The organism is Rhodanobacter sp. Col0626 (genome assembly GCF_049994385.1).
Lineage (GTDB): Bacteria > Pseudomonadota > Gammaproteobacteria > Xanthomonadales > Rhodanobacteraceae > Rhodanobacter.
The window spans coordinates 2433707-2450635 of the sequence record NZ_CP188260.1 but is presented as its reverse complement, the minus strand read 5'-3'; the positions used below and the strand labels follow the sequence as shown (position 1 = coordinate 2450635).

At 63.4% G+C, this 16929-nt stretch carries 21 protein-coding genes; 12 read left to right on the top strand and 9 right to left on the bottom strand.

Going from position 1 to position 16929, the window contains the following annotated elements:
* Positions 1 to 10: 10 nt before the first annotated feature.
* Positions 11 to 925 carry a LysR family transcriptional regulator gene (locus ACPPVV_RS10505; protein ID WP_426699837.1) on the bottom strand — a complete coding sequence of 305 codons (915 nt, stop codon included), beginning with the start codon at positions 923 to 925 and terminating at the stop codon, positions 11 to 13.
* A gap of 125 nt (positions 926 to 1050) precedes the next feature.
* On the opposite strand from ACPPVV_RS10505, the gene ACPPVV_RS10500 reads away from it, so the two are divergent.
* Entirely contained in the window at positions 1051 to 1788 is a 738-nt protein-coding gene (locus ACPPVV_RS10500) for an SDR family oxidoreductase (protein ID WP_426699836.1), read from the top strand.
* A 45-nt stretch (positions 1789 to 1833) separates the two neighbouring features.
* Positions 1834 to 2736 carry an SDR family NAD(P)-dependent oxidoreductase gene (locus ACPPVV_RS10495; protein WP_426699835.1) on the top strand — a complete coding sequence of 301 codons (903 nt, stop codon included), beginning with the start codon at positions 1834 to 1836 and terminating at the stop codon, positions 2734 to 2736.
* A gap of 76 nt (positions 2737 to 2812) precedes the next feature.
* On the opposite strand, the gene ACPPVV_RS10490 is transcribed toward ACPPVV_RS10495, so the two are convergent.
* Positions 2813 to 3709: a LysR substrate-binding domain-containing protein gene (locus tag ACPPVV_RS10490; RefSeq protein ID WP_426699834.1), complete on the bottom strand. Its 897-nt coding sequence runs from the start codon at positions 3707 to 3709 to the stop codon at positions 2813 to 2815.
* Between the two features lie 112 nt (positions 3710 to 3821).
* On the opposite strand from ACPPVV_RS10490, the gene ACPPVV_RS10485 reads away from it, so the two are divergent.
* The 4 genes from ACPPVV_RS10485 to ACPPVV_RS10470 all read left to right on the top strand — a co-directional run bounded on the left by ACPPVV_RS10485 (position 3822) and on the right by ACPPVV_RS10470 (position 8509).
* Positions 3822 to 4007, top strand: a complete 186-nt coding sequence (locus tag ACPPVV_RS10485) for a 4-oxalocrotonate tautomerase (RefSeq protein WP_426699833.1) — start codon at positions 3822 to 3824, stop codon at positions 4005 to 4007.
* Between the two features lie 9 nt (positions 4008 to 4016).
* Positions 4017 to 4439: a DOPA 4,5-dioxygenase family protein gene (locus ACPPVV_RS10480; RefSeq protein ID WP_426699832.1), complete on the top strand. Its 423-nt coding sequence runs from the start codon at positions 4017 to 4019 to the stop codon at positions 4437 to 4439.
* Positions 4440 to 4610: 171 nt separating this feature from the next.
* Positions 4611 to 5195, top strand: coding sequence for a hypothetical protein (locus ACPPVV_RS10475; RefSeq protein ID WP_426699831.1), 585 nt, complete (start codon positions 4611 to 4613; stop codon positions 5193 to 5195).
* A gap of 95 nt (positions 5196 to 5290) precedes the next feature.
* The gene (locus ACPPVV_RS10470) at positions 5291 to 8509 is read left to right on the top strand and encodes a glycoside hydrolase family 2 TIM barrel-domain containing protein (RefSeq protein ID WP_426699830.1); all 3219 of its coding nucleotides are present in this window, start codon (positions 5291 to 5293) and stop codon (positions 8507 to 8509) included.
* Between the two features lie 63 nt (positions 8510 to 8572).
* On the opposite strand, the gene ACPPVV_RS10465 is transcribed toward ACPPVV_RS10470, so the two are convergent.
* On the bottom strand, positions 8573 to 9475 hold the full coding sequence (locus tag ACPPVV_RS10465) for a LysR family transcriptional regulator (RefSeq protein ID WP_426699829.1): 903 nt from the start codon (positions 9473 to 9475) through the stop codon (positions 8573 to 8575).
* Between the two features lie 113 nt (positions 9476 to 9588).
* On the opposite strand from ACPPVV_RS10465, the gene ACPPVV_RS10460 reads away from it, so the two are divergent.
* Positions 9589 to 10458 (top strand): NmrA/HSCARG family protein, encoded by an 870-nt coding sequence (locus ACPPVV_RS10460; protein ID WP_426699828.1) that lies wholly within the window; start codon positions 9589 to 9591, stop codon positions 10456 to 10458.
* A gap of 63 nt (positions 10459 to 10521) precedes the next feature.
* Here ACPPVV_RS10460 and ACPPVV_RS10455 read toward each other — a convergent pair whose 3' ends face one another.
* A complete protein-coding gene (locus ACPPVV_RS10455) occupies positions 10522 to 10965 on the bottom strand; it encodes an SRPBCC family protein (RefSeq protein ID WP_426699827.1) in 444 nt (147 codons plus the stop codon).
* A gap of 112 nt (positions 10966 to 11077) precedes the next feature.
* The gene (locus ACPPVV_RS10450; RefSeq protein WP_426699826.1) at positions 11078 to 11476 is read right to left on the bottom strand and encodes a hypothetical protein; all 399 of its coding nucleotides are present in this window, start codon (positions 11474 to 11476) and stop codon (positions 11078 to 11080) included.
* Positions 11477 to 11624: 148 nt separating this feature from the next.
* Between ACPPVV_RS10450 and ACPPVV_RS10445 the strand changes: the two genes are divergently transcribed.
* Positions 11625 to 12161 carry a TetR/AcrR family transcriptional regulator gene (locus ACPPVV_RS10445; RefSeq protein ID WP_426699825.1) on the top strand — a complete coding sequence of 179 codons (537 nt, stop codon included), beginning with the start codon at positions 11625 to 11627 and terminating at the stop codon, positions 12159 to 12161.
* A complete protein-coding gene (locus ACPPVV_RS10440; RefSeq protein WP_426699824.1) occupies positions 12158 to 12772 on the top strand; it encodes a YybH family protein in 615 nt (204 codons plus the stop codon). Before ACPPVV_RS10445 ends, ACPPVV_RS10440 begins: the two co-directional genes overlap by 4 nt.
* Positions 12773 to 12789: 17 nt before the next feature.
* On the opposite strand, the gene ACPPVV_RS10435 is transcribed toward ACPPVV_RS10440, so the two are convergent.
* Positions 12790 to 13302, bottom strand: a complete 513-nt coding sequence (locus ACPPVV_RS10435) for a gluconokinase (RefSeq protein ID WP_426699823.1) — start codon at positions 13300 to 13302, stop codon at positions 12790 to 12792.
* A 210-nt stretch (positions 13303 to 13512) separates the two neighbouring features.
* Here ACPPVV_RS10435 and ACPPVV_RS10430 point away from each other — a divergent pair, with 210 nt between their 5' ends.
* Positions 13513 to 14088 carry a TMEM175 family protein gene (locus ACPPVV_RS10430; RefSeq protein ID WP_426699822.1) on the top strand — a complete coding sequence of 192 codons (576 nt, stop codon included), beginning with the start codon at positions 13513 to 13515 and terminating at the stop codon, positions 14086 to 14088.
* Between the two features lie 25 nt (positions 14089 to 14113).
* Here ACPPVV_RS10430 and ACPPVV_RS10425 read toward each other — a convergent pair whose 3' ends face one another.
* Positions 14114 to 14497, bottom strand: a complete 384-nt coding sequence (locus tag ACPPVV_RS10425) for a hypothetical protein (protein ID WP_426699821.1) — start codon at positions 14495 to 14497, stop codon at positions 14114 to 14116.
* A 166-nt stretch (positions 14498 to 14663) separates the two neighbouring features.
* Between ACPPVV_RS10425 and ACPPVV_RS10420 the strand changes: the two genes are divergently transcribed.
* Positions 14664 to 15053 carry an MAPEG family protein gene (locus ACPPVV_RS10420; protein WP_426703216.1) on the top strand — a complete coding sequence of 130 codons (390 nt, stop codon included), beginning with the start codon at positions 14664 to 14666 and terminating at the stop codon, positions 15051 to 15053.
* 151 nt (positions 15054 to 15204) lie between these two features.
* Positions 15205 to 15657 carry a glycine zipper 2TM domain-containing protein gene (locus tag ACPPVV_RS10415; protein WP_426699820.1) on the top strand — a complete coding sequence of 151 codons (453 nt, stop codon included), beginning with the start codon at positions 15205 to 15207 and terminating at the stop codon, positions 15655 to 15657.
* A 63-nt stretch (positions 15658 to 15720) separates the two neighbouring features.
* On the opposite strand, the gene msrA is transcribed toward ACPPVV_RS10415, so the two are convergent.
* Both msrA and msrB read right to left on the bottom strand, forming a co-directional pair.
* Complete coding sequence (gene msrA, locus ACPPVV_RS10410; protein ID WP_426699819.1) at positions 15721 to 16227, bottom strand: peptide-methionine (S)-S-oxide reductase MsrA; 507 nt, start codon at positions 16225 to 16227, stop codon at positions 15721 to 15723.
* A complete protein-coding gene (gene msrB, locus ACPPVV_RS10405; RefSeq protein ID WP_426699818.1) occupies positions 16224 to 16682 on the bottom strand; it encodes a peptide-methionine (R)-S-oxide reductase MsrB in 459 nt (152 codons plus the stop codon). Before msrB ends, msrA begins: the two co-directional genes overlap by 4 nt.
* Positions 16683 to 16929: the final 247 nt, after the last annotated feature.

Below are 16929 nucleotides of genomic sequence, written 5' to 3'. Positions count from 1 at the left end.
GTCATGCCTGTCAATCCGGGGGAAACGTTCCAGCTGTCCCCTTCGAACTGAACTGCTGGATCACCCAGTCGATGAAGACCCGCACCCGTGGACTCAGGTGGCGATCCCGCGGGTAGAGCACGGACACAGGGCCGGACGGCAGAGGGTACCGGGCAAGCACCCGCCGTAACCGCCCTTCGGCGAGATCCCGTTCGATGTGGAACAACGGCAGCTGGCCCAGACCGAATCCCTGGCGCACCGCATCGCGGAAGCTTTCGGTGCCGGTTACCGAGAACGGTACCGCCATGTCGATCTTGGTGACCTGCCCGGACTGGATGAACTCGAACGGCGTCAGTGCCCCGGTGGTGATCGAACGCAGGCATACCGCGCGATGCCTTGGCAGGTCATCGAGGCTTTCGGGAATGCCGTATTTCTCCAGGTAGCTGGTCGCCGCGCAGGTCACGCGCTCCAGCGAGGCGACGGATCTCGCTACCAGGTCGCTGTCTGGCAGCGTGCCATAGCGCAGCACGCAGTCGCAGCCCTCGCGGATCACGTCGACCCAGCGGTCGCTCTCGCTCATGGCGATCTCGATCTGCGGATAAGCGGCGAAGAATCCGGACAGGTTCGGCAGCAGGAAGTGCCTGGCGAGGCTGCCCTGTACTTCGATTCGCAGCAGGCCCTTGGGCGCGGCGCCGCGGAACGAGCCTTCGGCATCCTCGATGTCGTCGAGGATGGCCAGGCAGCGCCGGTAATACGCCTCCCCGTCGAGGGTCGGGCGGACCGTCCGCGTGGTTCGCTGCAGCAGCTTGACGCCCAGCCGATCCTCCAACTGCTTGATCACCTGGGTGGCGGTCGAGCGGGGAATTTCTAGATCGTTCGCGGCTTCGGTGAAGCTGCGGCGATCGACCACCCGGGTGAACAGCCGCATGGCTTCAAGCCGATCCATACACCACGCCCATTGTTCGCCGAGAAAGAACTGTGTTGCTGAACTTAGCCCGATTATTTCGCGTTCTCAAGCGGGGATAGTGACTCCACGCCGCCCGCAACGAGCGGCCTTATCTGGAGAAAATCATGAACGAGACGAACAAGGTGGCGATTGTCACCGGGGCCTCGCGCGGTATCGGCGCGGCCATCGCCAGCCGCCTCGCGGCAGAGGGGTTTACGGTGGTGGTCAACTACGCCGGCAACGTGACGGAAGCCGAGAGCCTGGTCGCGAGCATCGAGGCGGCCGGCGGCCGCGCCATTCCCGCCCAGGCCGATGTAAGTGACCCCGTTGCGGTAAGCCGGATGTTCGACGCCGCGCAGGCGGCCTTCGGCGGCGTCGATGTCGTCGTCAACAACGCGGGCATCATGAAGCTGGCCGGCATCGCCGACAGCGACGATGCATTGTTCGACAGCCAGATCGCGATCAACCTCAAGGGCAGCTTCAACATGCTGCGCGAGGCGGCGAGGCGGCTGCGCGAAGGTGGTCGCATCATCAACCTGTCGTCCAGCGTGGTGGGCCTGTACCAGGCGAACTACGCGGTCTACGCAGCCACCAAGGCGGGCGTGGAGGCGATGACGCACGTGCTCTCGAAGGAGCTGCGCGGCCGCAACATCACGGTCAATGCCGTTGCTCCCGGCCCTACCGCTACCGCGCTCTTTCTCGACGGCAAGCCACAGGCCGTGATCGACCAGCTGACGAAGCTCGCGCCACTCGAACGCCTGGGACAGCCGAAGGACATCGCCAACACAGTCGCATTCCTCGCCGGCCCGGACGGCGGCTGGATCAACGGCCAGGTGCTGCGCGCCAACGGCGGCATCGTCTGATCTTTCCATCGACGACCACTTCACCCTGTCCAGGGAAATATAGCCATGAACAAGAAAACCATTCTGATCACCGGTGCCTCCAGCGGCTTCGGACGCATCACCGCCGAAGCGCTCGCCCGCGCCGGCCACACCGTCTACGCATCGATGCGCGATGTCGCCGGCCGCAACGCCGGCAACGCGGCCGAGATGGCGCAGTTGTCGTCGGGCGAGAAGATCGACCTGCGCGCGCTCGAGCTCGACGTCCAGTCGGACGCTTCCGCCGAGGCGGCCGTCAGCGAGATCATCAGGGAAAGCGGACATCTGGACGTCGTCGTCCACAACGCAGGCCACATGATGTTCGGCCCGGCCGAAGCTTTCACGCCGGAGCAGTTCGCCCAGCAGTACGACGTCAACGTGCTCGGTACGCAGCGGGTCAACCGCGCCGCGCTGCCGCACATGCGGGCTGCAAAGCAAGGCCTTCTCGTGTGGGTCTCGAGCAGCAGTTCAGCGGGCGGCACGCCGCCCTATCTGTCGCCGTACTTCGCGGCCAAGGCGGCCATGGATGCGCTGGCCGTGCAGTATGCCCGGGAGCTGTCGCGCTGGGGCATCGAAACCTCTATCGTGGTGCCGGGGGCCTTCACCAGAGGCACCAACCACTTCGCCCATTCCGGCCGTCCCGCCGACGAGGCGCGCCTCGCCGAGTACGAGGCCGGTCCTTACAAGGGTTTCGGCGAGCAGGTGCAGAAAGCGTTCGCCGACATCGTGCCTGAGGACGCCGATGTCGCCGGTGTCGCGGAGGCCATCGTGAACATCGTCGACACGCCGTTTGGCTCCCGTCCGTTCCGCGTCCACTACGACCCGACCCAGGACGGTGCCGACGTGGGCTTTGCCGTGCTCGACCGGGTTCGCGCCGAAATGCTTCACCGTGTCGGACTTGCCGACTTGCTGAATCCGGCCCGCCTGGTTTGACCACGATGCGTGCAAGTCGGAAGCTGCCGTGGCGGCGCGGGCCATTGATGCGGAAGTGTCGCTGACGGCTTGTGTTTCAGCAGGGCGCGCTGCCGAAACGCTCCAGCAGGAAATCGACCACGCTGCGCAGCTTGGCCGTCGGACGGCGATCCTGCGCGTAGATCAGGTACATCGGCGATGGCATCAGCGACCATTCCGGCAGTATCGGTAGCAGGCGACCGACGGCAAGATCATCGGCCAGCACGGCTTCGGGTTGCAGCACGATGCCGATGCCGTTCACGGCAGCGATCCGCAGAGCGTTGCCCTGGTTCGCGGTGAACCGACCCTTCACGCTGACGTCGCAGGTTTCTCCAGCGGGTCCGACCAGGCGCCAGCGATCATGCCGTCGCCAGTACGACAGACCCAGGCATTCGTGCGAGCTCAGTTGTTTGGGGTGCTCGGGCTCGCCATGGCGCGCGATGTAGCCGGGCGCGGCAGCCAGTCGTCGACGGTAGGGTTGCAGGGGGCGCGCCACGAGGCCGGGCTCGTCGATGTCACCGATATGGATGCCCAGTTCGAAACCCTCGTCGACCAGGTTCGGTCGGCGGTTGTCCAGGGTCAGCTCAATGCTGACCTCGCGATGGCGCTCCATGTATTCGCCGAGTACCGGCACCAGGCTGTGGCTGCCAAAACTGACCGGTGCGATCAGCCGCAGCCGACCGCGCGGACTGGCCTGCAATTCGGACGCACTGGCGTCGGCCAGCTCCACTTCGGCCAGCACCTGTTTGCAGCGCTCGTAATAGAGTCGCCCCACATCGGAGAGCTGCTGTCGACGGGTGGTGCGGTGAAGCAGGCGTGCGCCCAGGCGATCCTCGATCGCGCGAATGTGCTTGGCGACCATGGTTGCCGAGACCTGGCTGGTCTCGGCGGCGGCCGCGAAGCTGCCGCTTTCCACCACCCTCACAAACATCTCCATGCCGGCCAGCTTGTTCACGATTGAAAACCCATGGGTTGTGTATGGATCAAATCATTGCATGTTTATCAACACCGGGGCAGGGTGCACCATGCCTCCCGCCTCATTCCGAGGCGTTGATCGGAAAATCGTCATGCCTACCCTGCACCTCGAAATGCATCCCGGCCGCACCCTGGAGCAAAAGCGCAGCTTCGTCAGTGAAGTGACCAGGGTCACCGCGCAAACGCTGGCCTGCCCGCCGGAAAGCGTGGATATTCTGATCAGCGAAGTGCCACGCGACGCCTGGGCCAAAGCGGGCAAATTGCTGGCGGACGCGTGAGGCCAAACCATGACGCCAGTCACCGGAGGAAATGAAATGATCGAGCGGGGCGCGCCCTATCACGCGCATCTTTATTACGTTGCCGAAACACGCGACGTGGCCGAGGCCACACGCCTTCGCCTGATCGAGAGCATGGAATCCGGTGACATCCCCCAGCTTCTTTTCGTTGGCCAGCTCAAGGATGGCAAAGCGGGCCCGCATCCCATTGCGCAGTTCGAGATCCATTACACGGAGGAAGCCCTGCCAAGCGTTCTGCGCCTGATCGAGGCCTCCGGGTTGACCGCGCTGGTCCATCCGCTCACGGATGATGACCTGGCGGACCACACGACGCTGGCCCACTGGATCGGGACACCGATCGAGCTCGATCTGACCACGCTCGATCCGCCGGGGAAAAACCAGGGTGTCGCACGCTTCGCGAAATCGGACTTCTGACCGGGTGAGGTTTGCGACACCTGGGCAGGGGAAACAGCCACGCGTCGCCAACAAAACCACATCCCGCCCATGACCTTTGGCCCTTCGGTGGCCCACACCAGGATAGATAGGCTGCAGAATCCCTGCGGCATCCGGGATGATCGTCACCCCACGAACAGAGGAGAGCACACCATGGGTTTTGTCTCGTTCCGTACGTTGCTGTTGCCCTGCGCGCTGGTGTTCGCGGCGTCATCATTGCAGCCGGCTGCCGCGCAGAGCGCACCGGTATCCAGCCAGGTTGCTGCGGGTACGCCCGCAGCACCGGCAGCGCGGCCAGCGGATGTGTCCTCGATGGAGGCGATCATGCAGGCGGTCTACAGCGTGATCTCCGGCGCCAAAGGCCAAAAGCGCGATTGGGATCGCATGCGTTCGCTGTTTGTTCCCGGCGCCCGGCTGATTGCCGTGCATACCAGCAAGGACAGCGCCAGCAAGGCGCGCGTCCTGAGCGTGGAAGACTATATCCGCCTGGCTGATCCGCTCATGCAGAAGGACGGGTTTTTTGAACGCGAGTCACATCGCACGGTGGAGCGCTTTGGCGACATCGCACAGGTGTTCAGCACCTATGAATCGCGTCACGCCGCAGCGGATGCCAAGCCATTCCAGCGCGGCATCAACAGCTTCCAGCTGCTGTTCGACGGCCATCGCTGGTGGGTGGTGACGATTTACTGGCAGGGCGAGAGTCCCGACCAGCCGATCCCGAAGCAATACGGCGGGTAATCCCAGGCGGGCGCCACGGCCGAGCCGTCAGCCCGGGTCAGTTCACGTAGCTTTGTAGTATTGTCGTACTAATACGGCAAGCTATGGGGGAAGTCATGCGGAACAGACGGCGCACACACGGTGGCTCGATCTTCGGAGCGTTGCTGGTTTTTGGCTTGCTGTGGAGCGCGGCGTGCCTCGGCGCCACATCCGACTGGGAGAACCTGCAGGTGCAGGGTCGTCACCGTCTGCCGGGACATGCCCAGCTGGTGCCGTACGCGACGCGCGAGCAGGCGTTGGCGGCGGATCCGATCGATCCGTTTCCGGGTTCGCCGTGGTACCAGTCGCTGGACGGCTCGTGGTTGTTCCACTGGTCGCCACAGCCGTCCGCGGTGCCGGACGGTTTCCAGGCGATCGATTTCGACGACGCAGCCTGGAAGCACATCGATGTACCGGGTAACTGGCAGACGCAGGGTTTCGGTACGCCGCTGTACACGAATTTCCGGTTTCCGTTCAAGGTGGATCCGCCGCGCGTGATGGGCACGCCGCCGTCGAACTTCACCAATTACACCGCACGCAATCCCACCGGAGCCTACCGCCGCTGGTTCGAGTTGCCGGCCGACTGGCGCGGCCGGCATGTGCTGCTGAATTTCGACGGCGTGGACTCGGCGTTCCACCTGTGGGTCAACGGGCATGCCGTCGGCTATGCCCAAGGCAGTCGCACACCGGCGGAATTCGACATCACCCGTTTCCTGCGCCCCGGCCGCAACCTGCTGGCGGTGGAGGTGTATCGCTACAGCGATGGCAGCTACCTGGAAGACCAGGACATGTGGCGGCTGAGTGGCATTTTTCGCGGTGTCTATCTGTGGTCGCGCGGCGACCTGCACGTCGAGGACCTGGGTGTGCGCACGCCGCTGGAGGCCCACTACGTCAATGCACGGCTGCAGCTGGATATCGACGTGGACAACGCGGGCCGGTCGTCCCAGGGCGGCTCGGTGCAGGCGCAATTGATCGATCCGCAAGGCAGCACGGTGGGAACCTGGACACAGGCGGTGCCATCGATGGCCGGCGGAAAGTCGACCCGCGTGCGGATCGACCAGGCGATCGATCATCCTGCGTTGTGGACGGCGGAGACGCCATCGCTTTACACGCTGTTGCTGACCACCCGCGATGCGGGCGATCGCACCCTTGAAGTCGAACGCACTCGCATCGGTTTCCGTGACGTGCGCATCGCCGGCGGGCTGTTGCGCGTCAACGGTCAGCCGATCCTGATCAAGGGTGTGAACCGGCACGAACACGACCCGGCGACGGGCCATTTCGTTTCGCGGGAGCGCATGCTGCAGGACATCGTGTTGATGAAGCGCAACAACATCAACGCGGTGCGCACCAGCCACTATCCGAATGATCCGATGTGGTACCGCCTCGCCGATGAATACGGGCTCTATGTGTTCGACGAGGCCAACGTCGAGTCGCATGGACTGTACGACAGCTGGGGTGGCAACTCGACGCCAACTGCCTCCGACCCCACCTGGTTGCCAACGTTGATGGATCGCGAGCGGCGCATGGTGGCGCGTGACCGCAATCATCCCAGTGTGATCGTCTGGTCGATGGGCAACGAGTCGGAGAACGGACCGAATTTCCACGCCGTCTACCAGTGGATGCACCAGGTCGATCCGACCCGTCCCGTGCATTGGAATCCCGCGGGTACCGACAGCGACACCGACATTCTGGCGCCGATGTACCCGACCTTGCAGGAGATGAAGGATCTGGCTGCCGGCGATGCCACACGGCCGCTGATCCTGTGCGAGTACGCCCACTCCATGGGCAATGTCAGCGGTGACCTGATCGACTACTGGAAGCTGATCCGTTCGAACCCGCGCATGCAGGGCGGCTTCATCTGGGACTTCGTCGACCAGGGATTGTGGAAGCAGGGGCCTGACGGCAAACGCTTCTTCGCGTATGGCGGCGACTTTGGCGACCAGCCGAACGACGGCAACTTTGACATCAATGGCATCGTCGATCCGGATCGACGGCCACATCCGATGCTGGCCCAGGTGCGCAAGACCTATCAGTCGATCCACGTCGCGGCGGTGGACGCGTCGGCGGGGCGGTTCCGGGTAAGCAACGAAAATGCGTTCACTTCGCTGGACCGCTACGACGTACGTTGGGAGCTCGATCGTGATGGACACGAAGTGACGTCCGGGATGCTGGAACCGTTGGCGATCGCGCCCGGACAGTCGCGCATCGTCCAATTGCCGGCCATCGCGGCGCGGCATCTTGGCGACGATCACAACCACGATTACGCGGTGACGTTCTCGTTCCGGTTACGCGCGCCTACATCATGGGCGAAGGCCGGGTACGAAATGGCCTGGGACCAGATCGTGCTGCCAGCGACGGCAGCGCCGTGGCACACCACGGCGGCGGCCGGCACACCAGAGGTCACTCGACACGGCGACGGCTACACCGTGTCGGGTGCGAATTTCGCGCTGGATGTCGATGGTTCGACCGGTGCCATTACCCGCTACGTCAGCCACGGACACGCGCTGCTGACGGGGCCGATACGACCGAACTTCTGGCGTGTGCCCAATGACAATCAGTACCGCAATCATTTCATCGAGCGACTGGGGGCGTGGAAAGATGCATCGGCGCAGGCGCGCGTGCAGTCGCTGACCACGGGCCACGACGCGGATGGCCAGGCATGGATCGACGCGACGCTGATGCTGCCGCCGGGCAACAGCCTGTATCGGGTGCGCTATCGGGTGGATGGCGCCGGTGCGGTGCGCATGCAAGTGAACTTCGAGCCGCACGGCGAGCATCTTCCCGATCTGCCGCGGCTGGGCGTGATGATGGAGTTGCCGACGTCGATGAGGACGGTGGCCTGGTACGGACGCGGACCTGGCGAGAACTACATCGACCGCGCCAGCGGTTACCCGTTGGGCATCTACCACGCAGCGGTCGACGAACTCGGGTTCTCCTATGTTCGCTCACAGCAGAACGGCAACCGCACTGGCGTGCGCTGGTTCACCATCACCGATGCGGCAGGACGGGGCCTTCGTTTCGAGAGTGCCGCTGGCGCGCCGCTGCAGTTCACCGCGCGACCCTACAGCATGGAGGACTTGGCCAAGGCACAGCATCCGTACGACCTGCCGCGGCGCGACTTCGTGCAGTTGCTGGTGGACGACCGACAGATGGGACTGGGCGCGCGCGACACCTGGGGTGCCCAGGTATTGCCGGCCTATACCGTGCCGGCGCGTCCCTATAGCTACGCCCTCGATATCATCCCCCTGCAACCGTCCGCTGATAAAGCAGGCTCAAAGGGGCGCGGGGGAGATTGAGTCGCCTGGGCCGGGTGCACGTTGACGCCGACATGGACGGCTTCACGCGCTCCGGTCCCCGTGTCATTTTGTGCCTGCGAGCCGGGCGAAGGACGCAGGTGAGGCGTTTTCAAAGCGATCCACGAGCAACTGCACGAAGGCGCTCACTCGCGCGCTTACATGCCGATGCGAGGGATACAGCGCCCATACTTCGATGCGACGGTCGGCCAGCGTGCCCCAGTCGATCAGCCGGCCGACGTCGATGTCGGCCTGCACCAGCGAGCGCGGCATGACCGCGGCGCCGACGCCCGCGAGCACGGCGTCGTGGATCATCGCCATCGACGACAGGCGCAACACGGTGTGGGTGGCGACGGTCAGCACGCTGCGTGCGCGGCTGAGTTGCCAGGATGCATCGGCCGGTGTGCGGGGCAAGGCGATAGCCGGCACGGCAACATCACGCTGCCTGACCGGACGGGGCAGGGATGGCGGCGCCACGACGACCAGCACATCGCGCAGGAAGCAGCGCCCGGTCAGATCGGTCGAAGGATCGGGATTGGCACGGATGATCAGGTCAAAGCCGTCATCCACCGGATCGACGAAACGGTCCTCGGTGATGACTTCCAGTTGCACGCCGGGATAAGCCAGGGCGTAGTCGGCCGCAATGCGGCCCAAGCCGCGTTGGCCGAACAGCACCGGTGCGCTGATGCGAAGCCGGCCCCGCGGCGTGCTGATGCCTCGCCGCAGCACTTCGCCCGCTTCATCGATGTGCTCCAGCAGCGACTGCGTACGTTCCTGCAGCTCGCGCCCTTCTTCGGTGAGGCGAAGGGTATGGCCGCCACGTTCGAACAAGCGCACGCCTAGCGCATCTTCGAGCTGACGCACCCGACGCGAAAGCGTGGCCTTGGGCCGGCCGGTGATCCGTGCGGCGCGACCAAAGCCGCCATGTCGCGCCACGTCGTTGAAATCGGACAGGGCAAGGAGATCCATGGGTGTTCCACTGCTGAGACGAGATGTCCATATTATGTGACTATCGGTGTCTCTAGTGAAACATCAGGATGGGGCTGTCCACCACCCAATCCCATCACTGAAGGAGATATCTCATGAGCATTCTCGTTACCGGCAGCACCGGCACGATCGGCAGCCTCGTCGTTCGCGGACTGGTCGCACAAGGCGCCAGCGTTCACGCATTGACGCGCGATCCGGACAAGGTTTCGTTTCCCGAAGGCGTTAACGCCGTCAAGGGCGACATGACCGATATCCCATCGATGCGTGCAGCGCTGCAAAAGGTCGACACCTTGTTCCTGCTCAATGCCGTGGTTGCGGATGAAGTGACCCAGGCCATTAGTACGCTGAGCCTGGCGCGCGAGGCTGGCATCGAGCGCATCGTCTATCTGTCGGTGCTCAACAGCGATGCCTACACCGATGTGCCGCATTTCACCGGCAAGTACACGGTGGAGCGGATGATCGAGCAGTTCGATTTGCCGGTGACCGTGTTGCGTCCGTCCTATTTCATGCAGAACGACGCCATGCTCAGGGATGGATTGATGAAGCAGGGACGCTACGGCATGCCCATCGGCGATGTCGGTGTATCGATGGTCGACGTGCGTGACATCGCCGAGATTGCGGTGGCCGCTCTGCTGCGCCGGGCGCGTTCGCAGACGCCGCTGCCACGCGAGGTAATCGAGATCGTCGGGCCGGATGCGCTGACCGGCGATGCGCTGGCGACGATCTGGTCCGGCGTGCTTGGCAAGCCGGTGACATATGCAGGCAATGATCTGGATGCCTATGAGGGTTTCATGGCAGGCGTGATGCCATCCTGGTCAGCCTACGACCTGCGCTTGATGTTGGCGCGATTCCACGTCGACGGCATGCTCGGCAAACCGCACGCCGCGGACGTCCTCACCGGCCTGCTCGGCCATCCACCACGCCGTTATCGTGACTTCGCCAGGGAGCTGGCGGAATCACGATAACGGCATGATCAGTCATCCGGACATCGGTGGCTGTGCCATGAGGTTCCAGAGTGGGCTGACCCCTCAACCCGGGATTTCGGCCTCCACCAGCTTGCCGAGCAGCACCAGCGATTCCTGCCAGCCCAGGTAGCACTGCTCGAGTGGGATGACATCAGGCAGGCCTTCCTGCACCACGTGCAGTTCGGTGCCACAGGACACCGCCTTCAGGGTGATGGTGACGGCCATTTCACCGGGCAGGTTCGGGTCGTCGAACTGATCGGTGTAACGGATGCGCTCGTTAGGCGTGAGCTCCACATAGGTGCCACCGAACGTGTGGCTCTGGCCCGTCGAGAAGTTGGTGAAGGACATCCTGTAGCTGCCACCGACCCTGGCTTCGAGGTGATGCACCTTGCCGGTGAAGCCGTTCGGTGGCAACCATTTGGCCTTGGCGTCGGCATCGAGGAAGGCGCGGTAGACCCGCTCGGGTGGGGCGCGCAGGACTCGGTGGAGACGGACGGTATTGGACATGGCGGTTTCCCGTAGATGGAGGAGAAGCCCTCATTGATACGACGAGTGGAGTATGCAGAAATCGACATCCCAGGAACCGGGATCGCCAAACCGCGCCCGTGCTTCCGATATCTCAGATGTGGCTCCACAATGCCATGCATGTGACCGTAACGACCAACAGCGCGCTGGCGATTCGTTGATGGATGGCGATCCGCTTGCGCGGCGCGGTCGGGTCTTGTTCCCGTAGTCGGCGGACGGCTGGCAATGCCAGTCCCTGCACAATGGCGGCCAGCAGTGCACACGTTGCCCCGGCGCCAAGCACGCGGATCGAGGGGATGGCCGGGACGTTGCTTAGCGCCATTGCCCAGATGCTTGTTCCCAGGGCGAGAGTGAGCAGCGCTGCGCCGAACTGCGGAAGCGCCAGCCGTTCGGCGTTGGCGCCGGCAGTGCGGGCCAGCACAAAGGTCGAGCCGGCCCAGAACACGCCGGTCAGCACGTGCAGCACAATAAGCGTAACCAGCAAAGTTGCCATGGTGGAGTCACCTGATCATTTTGGTGTACATACTGTATAGTCAAAATCGGAAGCGAACAAGATGACGCCACGAACTTATCGCAGCACCGCCCGCGCCGAAGCTGCCGGGCAGACCCGCACGCGCATCCTTGCGGCGGCGACGGCCCAGTTGCGCAATACCGGCCTGATCGGTTTCTCGCTGGAATCCGTCGCGAAGGCGGCGGGGGTCAGCCGGCTGACGGTCTACAACCAGCTCGGGTCGCGCCCGGAGTTGCTGGAAGCGGTCTTCGACGGAATCGCCGCCCAGGGCGGGCTGCACCGTATCCCCAACGCAATGAACGATGACGATCCGCGTGCCGGCGTGGATCGGTTGATCGAGATCTTCTGCGATTTCTGGGGGTCCGATTTGCAGTCACTGGCCAGTGTGCAGGCTGCTGCATCGGGCGATACCGAATTCGCCGACAGTCTCGCTGCACGCAACGAGCGGCGGCGAGTCAATTTTTCGATACTGGTCGATCGCCTGGTCGAGCGCGGCGACGTGCGTGCTCGTGTGGCGGGGGATCTTGTCGATATGCTGTTCGTATTGACCAGCCTCCCGGTCTTCCTGCAACTGAGCACCGGCAAGCGAAAAAACGCGGCTACGCGCAAGCTGATTCTGGCCGCAGCAGACGACGCCGTGCGGCGCGCGGGGAAACCGCCGCTTTGAAGAACCCCTGGCCGGGGAAAAGGTGTACGTTCATCCGCTTGGGCGAAGGTCCGACCACGTGCTGCAGCGATGCCGGCGCACCGGCCATTCCAGGCGTTCACGAAACATCACGTATCTCAGCGGAGCACACCATGGCCGGAAAACAGATTTTTATCGGATTCTGGATCCTGTTGGCCATGGCTGGCCTGGCGTGGGCCGGTTCGGGCATGGCCGCGGCCGCTGGCGGTGATGCCGCCGCCATACGACAGGTGATGGACCAGCAGCAGGCGACATGGAATCGCGGGGACGTCGCGGGCTTCATGCGTGGATACAAGGATGCCCCCGACACCACCTTCGTCGGCACCGGTGTTCGCAAAGGCTACCGCACGATCCTGGACAGTTACCGCAAGCATTACGCCACGAAAGAGCAGATGGGCGAGCTCACGTTTTCCGCGATCGACGTGCGCCTGTTGCCTGGCACCGACGGCGCGGTGCGGTACGCCGTCGTGACTGGTCGCTTCCATCTCGATCGGAGCGCCCACGGCGAAGTGGCCAAGGACGATGGTGTGTACTCGCTGCTGTGGGAGAAGACGCCGGCGGGCTGGAAGATCATCCTGGATCACACCAGCTGAGCGCTGCATTGATCCGGTCAACTTCCTGACGACGTGACGCGCGCGTCCAGCCAATGGCGAACGCTCGCAACGATCTCCGCCACTGTGTCCTGGCCCGATACCGCCAGGACGTTTTCACCGGGAGTGGGCTCTTCCAGGGTTTGCAGTTGGCTGTCCAGCAGGGACGTCGGCATGAAGTGGAGGCGATGGCGGGTACGCTGCTCGAGCTCGGCGCGCGGAACACGGATATGGACGAAGCGCACGTCATCGCCGGCACCATACAGGTGGTCGCGATAACGCCGCTTGAGTGCGGAACAGGTGACCACGCCGCTGCGGCCCTGTTCGCTCTCGCCGCGGATCCAGCATGCGATGCGATCCAGCCACGGCCAGCGGTCGTCATCACCGAGCGCGATACCTGCCTGCATCTTGTCGATGTTCGATGGTGGATGAAGCTCATCGCCTTCTTGGAAGTCCCAGCCGAGCGCGATGGCCAGCGCTTGTCCGACCGTGGATTTGCCTGTGCCTGAAACGCCCATCACTACGATGATCATCGTTGGTCCGTCATGCCGCGAAAGGAAAGGTTATTCCGAAGCGCAGGCGGATATGGCCATGCACCCACGATAGCGTGCGCATTCGGCGCTACGAATTCCCTGCGACAGGCCCCCGATTTGGCTCCTCGCCTGCGCGAGACCGTGCGGTCAGCTCCATCATGAGGCAAGCTGACATCCATCGGACGGAAGCTGTCATCAGTGGGAGGCGTTATGGGCAAGGGCAGGCTGGAAGCATTCAGTGACGGGGTCATCGCGATCATCATCACCATCATGGTGCTGGAGCTCAAGGTGCCCGAAGGGCACGCATTAGCCTCGCTTGGGCCACTGGCGCCTGTGTTGCTCAGTTACGTGTTGAGCTTTGTCTACGTAGGCATCTACTGGAATAACCATCACCACATGCTTTCCGTCGGCCACCGGGTGTCGGGGGCGGTGTTGTGGGCGAACCTGCATCTGTTGTTCTGGTTGTCGCTGTTTCCTTTCACCACCGCATGGATGGGCGAAAATCATGCTGCCCCGGTGCCGACGGCAGTCTATGGCGTGGTGCTGTTCATGGCGGCGATAGCCTACTGGATACTGGAGCAGGTGCTGATGGCGGTGGAAGGTACCGGCTCGGCGCTGCGCAGTGCAGTGGGTTTCGACTGGAAAGGCAAGTCATCACCGCTGCTCTATTTGATCGGGATCGCGCTGACAGGGTGGCGGCCGTGGGCCGCGCAGCTTGTCTATGCCCTCGCTGCGTTGATGTGGTTGGTCCCTGATCGGCGCATCGAGAGGGTGATCGAGCGTTGAGTTCGCGTTGCCGTTCGGCAGGACATCAATTGCTGGCTGCCCTGGCCTCGGCAAGTTCAATGGCCTCGACCAGTGTCTTGCGCCCGAACGGCTTCACGATCTTGACGGCGCAGGGCGGGGCACTGGGCGACTGCTCCAGCGGATCGCTGAGCATGAGTACGACCGCCATGTGCGCATTGCGCGTGGCGGCTTCCTCGAGGTAAATACCGGCGCGGCTTTCGTCCGGCGCCGGCACGCAGGCGGCGAGCAGGGCAATCTCGTCGTGCGCCAGCGCGCGCTCCGCTGCCAGGGCGTGGGTTGCTGCCGGGATGACCTGGTATCCGAATCCCTCCAGAAGCTCGCAAAGCACATGGACCAGTTCCCCGGCCTCGATGACGATGGCGACACCACGTCTGCGGAAATCACTCACAATGTTCTCCGGCCCATGTGGGATTGTGGCTCCAAGCTCCGAGTCTACCCGATGAGCCGAAGTACAAGCGGGACGGTGTCATCGGGGTACGGCGGCTTTCCGGTACATGCAGCCGGTCGCCAGAAGAGGCATCATCCGGGAACCATCCCTGGCGGAAGACAAGACCATGACGATCGAATTGACGATGCTCGGATGGTCGGTTGCGCTGGGGCTGGTCTATGTCCTGCTTGCCGCGACGCTAGGTACGGCGCAGCGCGGGATACTGTGGAATGTGGGCAACCGCGATGACCAGACGAAGCCGCTGACCGGCGCTGCCGCACGCGCGACCCGAGCGAGCCGCAATTTTCTGGAAACCTTTGCGTTTTTTGCCGTTGCGGTATTGGCGGTGGTGATGGCACAGCGGACCAGTGCGCACACCGCGCTGGGTGTGCAACTCTACTTCTGGGCACGGGTGGCTTATCTGCCGATCTATCTCGTGGGCATTCCCTATCTGCGCACGGCGGTGTGGGCGGTGTCGCTATGCGGACTTTTGCTGGTGCTCGGTGCGGTGCTGTAAGCCACGCGTCGATCCAGCTCGCTGCCGATGACCTCGTTCCGGAACGACTTCGTTGATTTCCATGTGCTCGGGAGTGAAGCCTAGACACCCCTTTGACATCCAGTTCAGTCCGCGTCATTACAGTAGTGTCAGATCCCCAGGAGTAGTCCCCATGAAGACAGTTCTTCTTTCGCTGGTTGCCGTCGTTTCCCTGGCGGCTACGCCGTTTGCACAGGCACAATCCTCCAACGGCGTCCTGGTGCGCTCCGACGGCATCTACCTTCGTTGCGATCAGTGCGGCACCGTGCAGCGGATTGATCACAACATCACCCAGGGCCGCAACCATGGCACCGCTGGTGCTGTGATCGGCGCCCTTGCCGGTGGCGTGCTCGGCAATCAGGTGGGCAAGGGCAAGGGCAAGAAGCTAGCGACGGTGGGCGGCGCGGTAGGCGGCGGATTCGCCGGCAACGCCATCGGCAAGGGCGGCGGCGGTGAAAGCTGGACGGTACGTCTGAAAATGGGTAACGGCAGTTACAGCAATGTCGAGGTGCCGAACGCCAGCGGCATCCGTGAAGGCGATCTGGTGCAGGTGGATCCGAACGGCGCGATCACGCGCATTCGCTGATACACACAAGCACGGGTTGTAAAGATCGGCGGAACGCCTTGTTCTGCCGATCGGCTTTGACACCTACGCCCGACGTGGCAACTTCCATTCCGGCCGGATGAAGTGGCAGGTGTAACCCGTCGGGTAATGTTGCAGATAATCCTGGTGCTCCGGCTCGGCCTCCCAGAATTCGCCCGCTGGCGCCACTTCCGTCACCACCTTGCCCGGCCACAGGCCCGAGGCATCCACGTCGGCGATGGTGTCTTCCGCCACGGCCTTCTGCTCGTCAGTGGTGTAGAGGATGGCCGAGCGGTAGCTGCTGCCCCGATCATTGCCCTGGCGGTTGGCGGTGCTGGGGTCGTGGATCTGGAAGAAGAATTCCAGCAGGGTGCGGTAGGTGATCGTCTGCGGATCGAACGTTATCTCGATCGCTTCGGCGTGCGTGCCGTGGTTGCGATACGTGGCATGGGGCACATCGCCACCGGCGTAACCCACGCGCGTGGAAACCACGCCCGGCTGGCGGCGTATCAGGTCCTGCATGCCCCAGAAGCAACCGCCGGCGAGGATGGCGCGTTCGGTGGCTGCACTCATGTTGCGGACTCCTGGGTGTCGAACAGCTTGCGGTAATCGCCGTAGCCTTCATCTTCGAGCTGGGCGAGTGGAATGAAGCGCAGCGATGCAGAGTTGATGCAATAGCGCAGGCCACCGGTTTCGCGCGGACCGTCCGGAAAGACATGGCCGAGATGGCTGTCACCGTGACGCGAGCGTACTTCGGTGCGACTCATGCCGAGACTGGTGTCACGATGCTCGATCACGTGCTCGGCCTGCGCTGGTCGGGTAAAGCTGGGCCAGCCGCAGCTGCTGTCGAACTTGTCCAGCGAGGTGAACAGCGGCTCGCCCGAAACCACGTCGACGTAAAGACCCGGCTCGCGATGGTCGTTGTAAAGATTGTCGAAGGGCCGTTCGGTGGCCGATTCCTGGGTCACGCGATATTGCTCGGGAGTAAGCCGCGAAAGGGCTTCCGGAGTCTTGCGGTAGTTCGACATGGACTGCCTCCGATCGGGGAAATGCGCCGGCAACGCCGGTGTGTCGACATATATGGGGGCCGGCGGCGGCACTCCAAGAGTGGGTTGCCCTCGCCAAGCGGCCAGCTTGGCTACCCAACTTCGGCCGTCGTCACGCAACATGCCGAAGGAGATGTCCAGGTCGGACGAAGCCGCCAGAAGCGCGCCGATAACCGGAGGAAATCCGCAGAAGTTGCAGCTACCGCAAGAGCTGACGCCTGGCAAAACA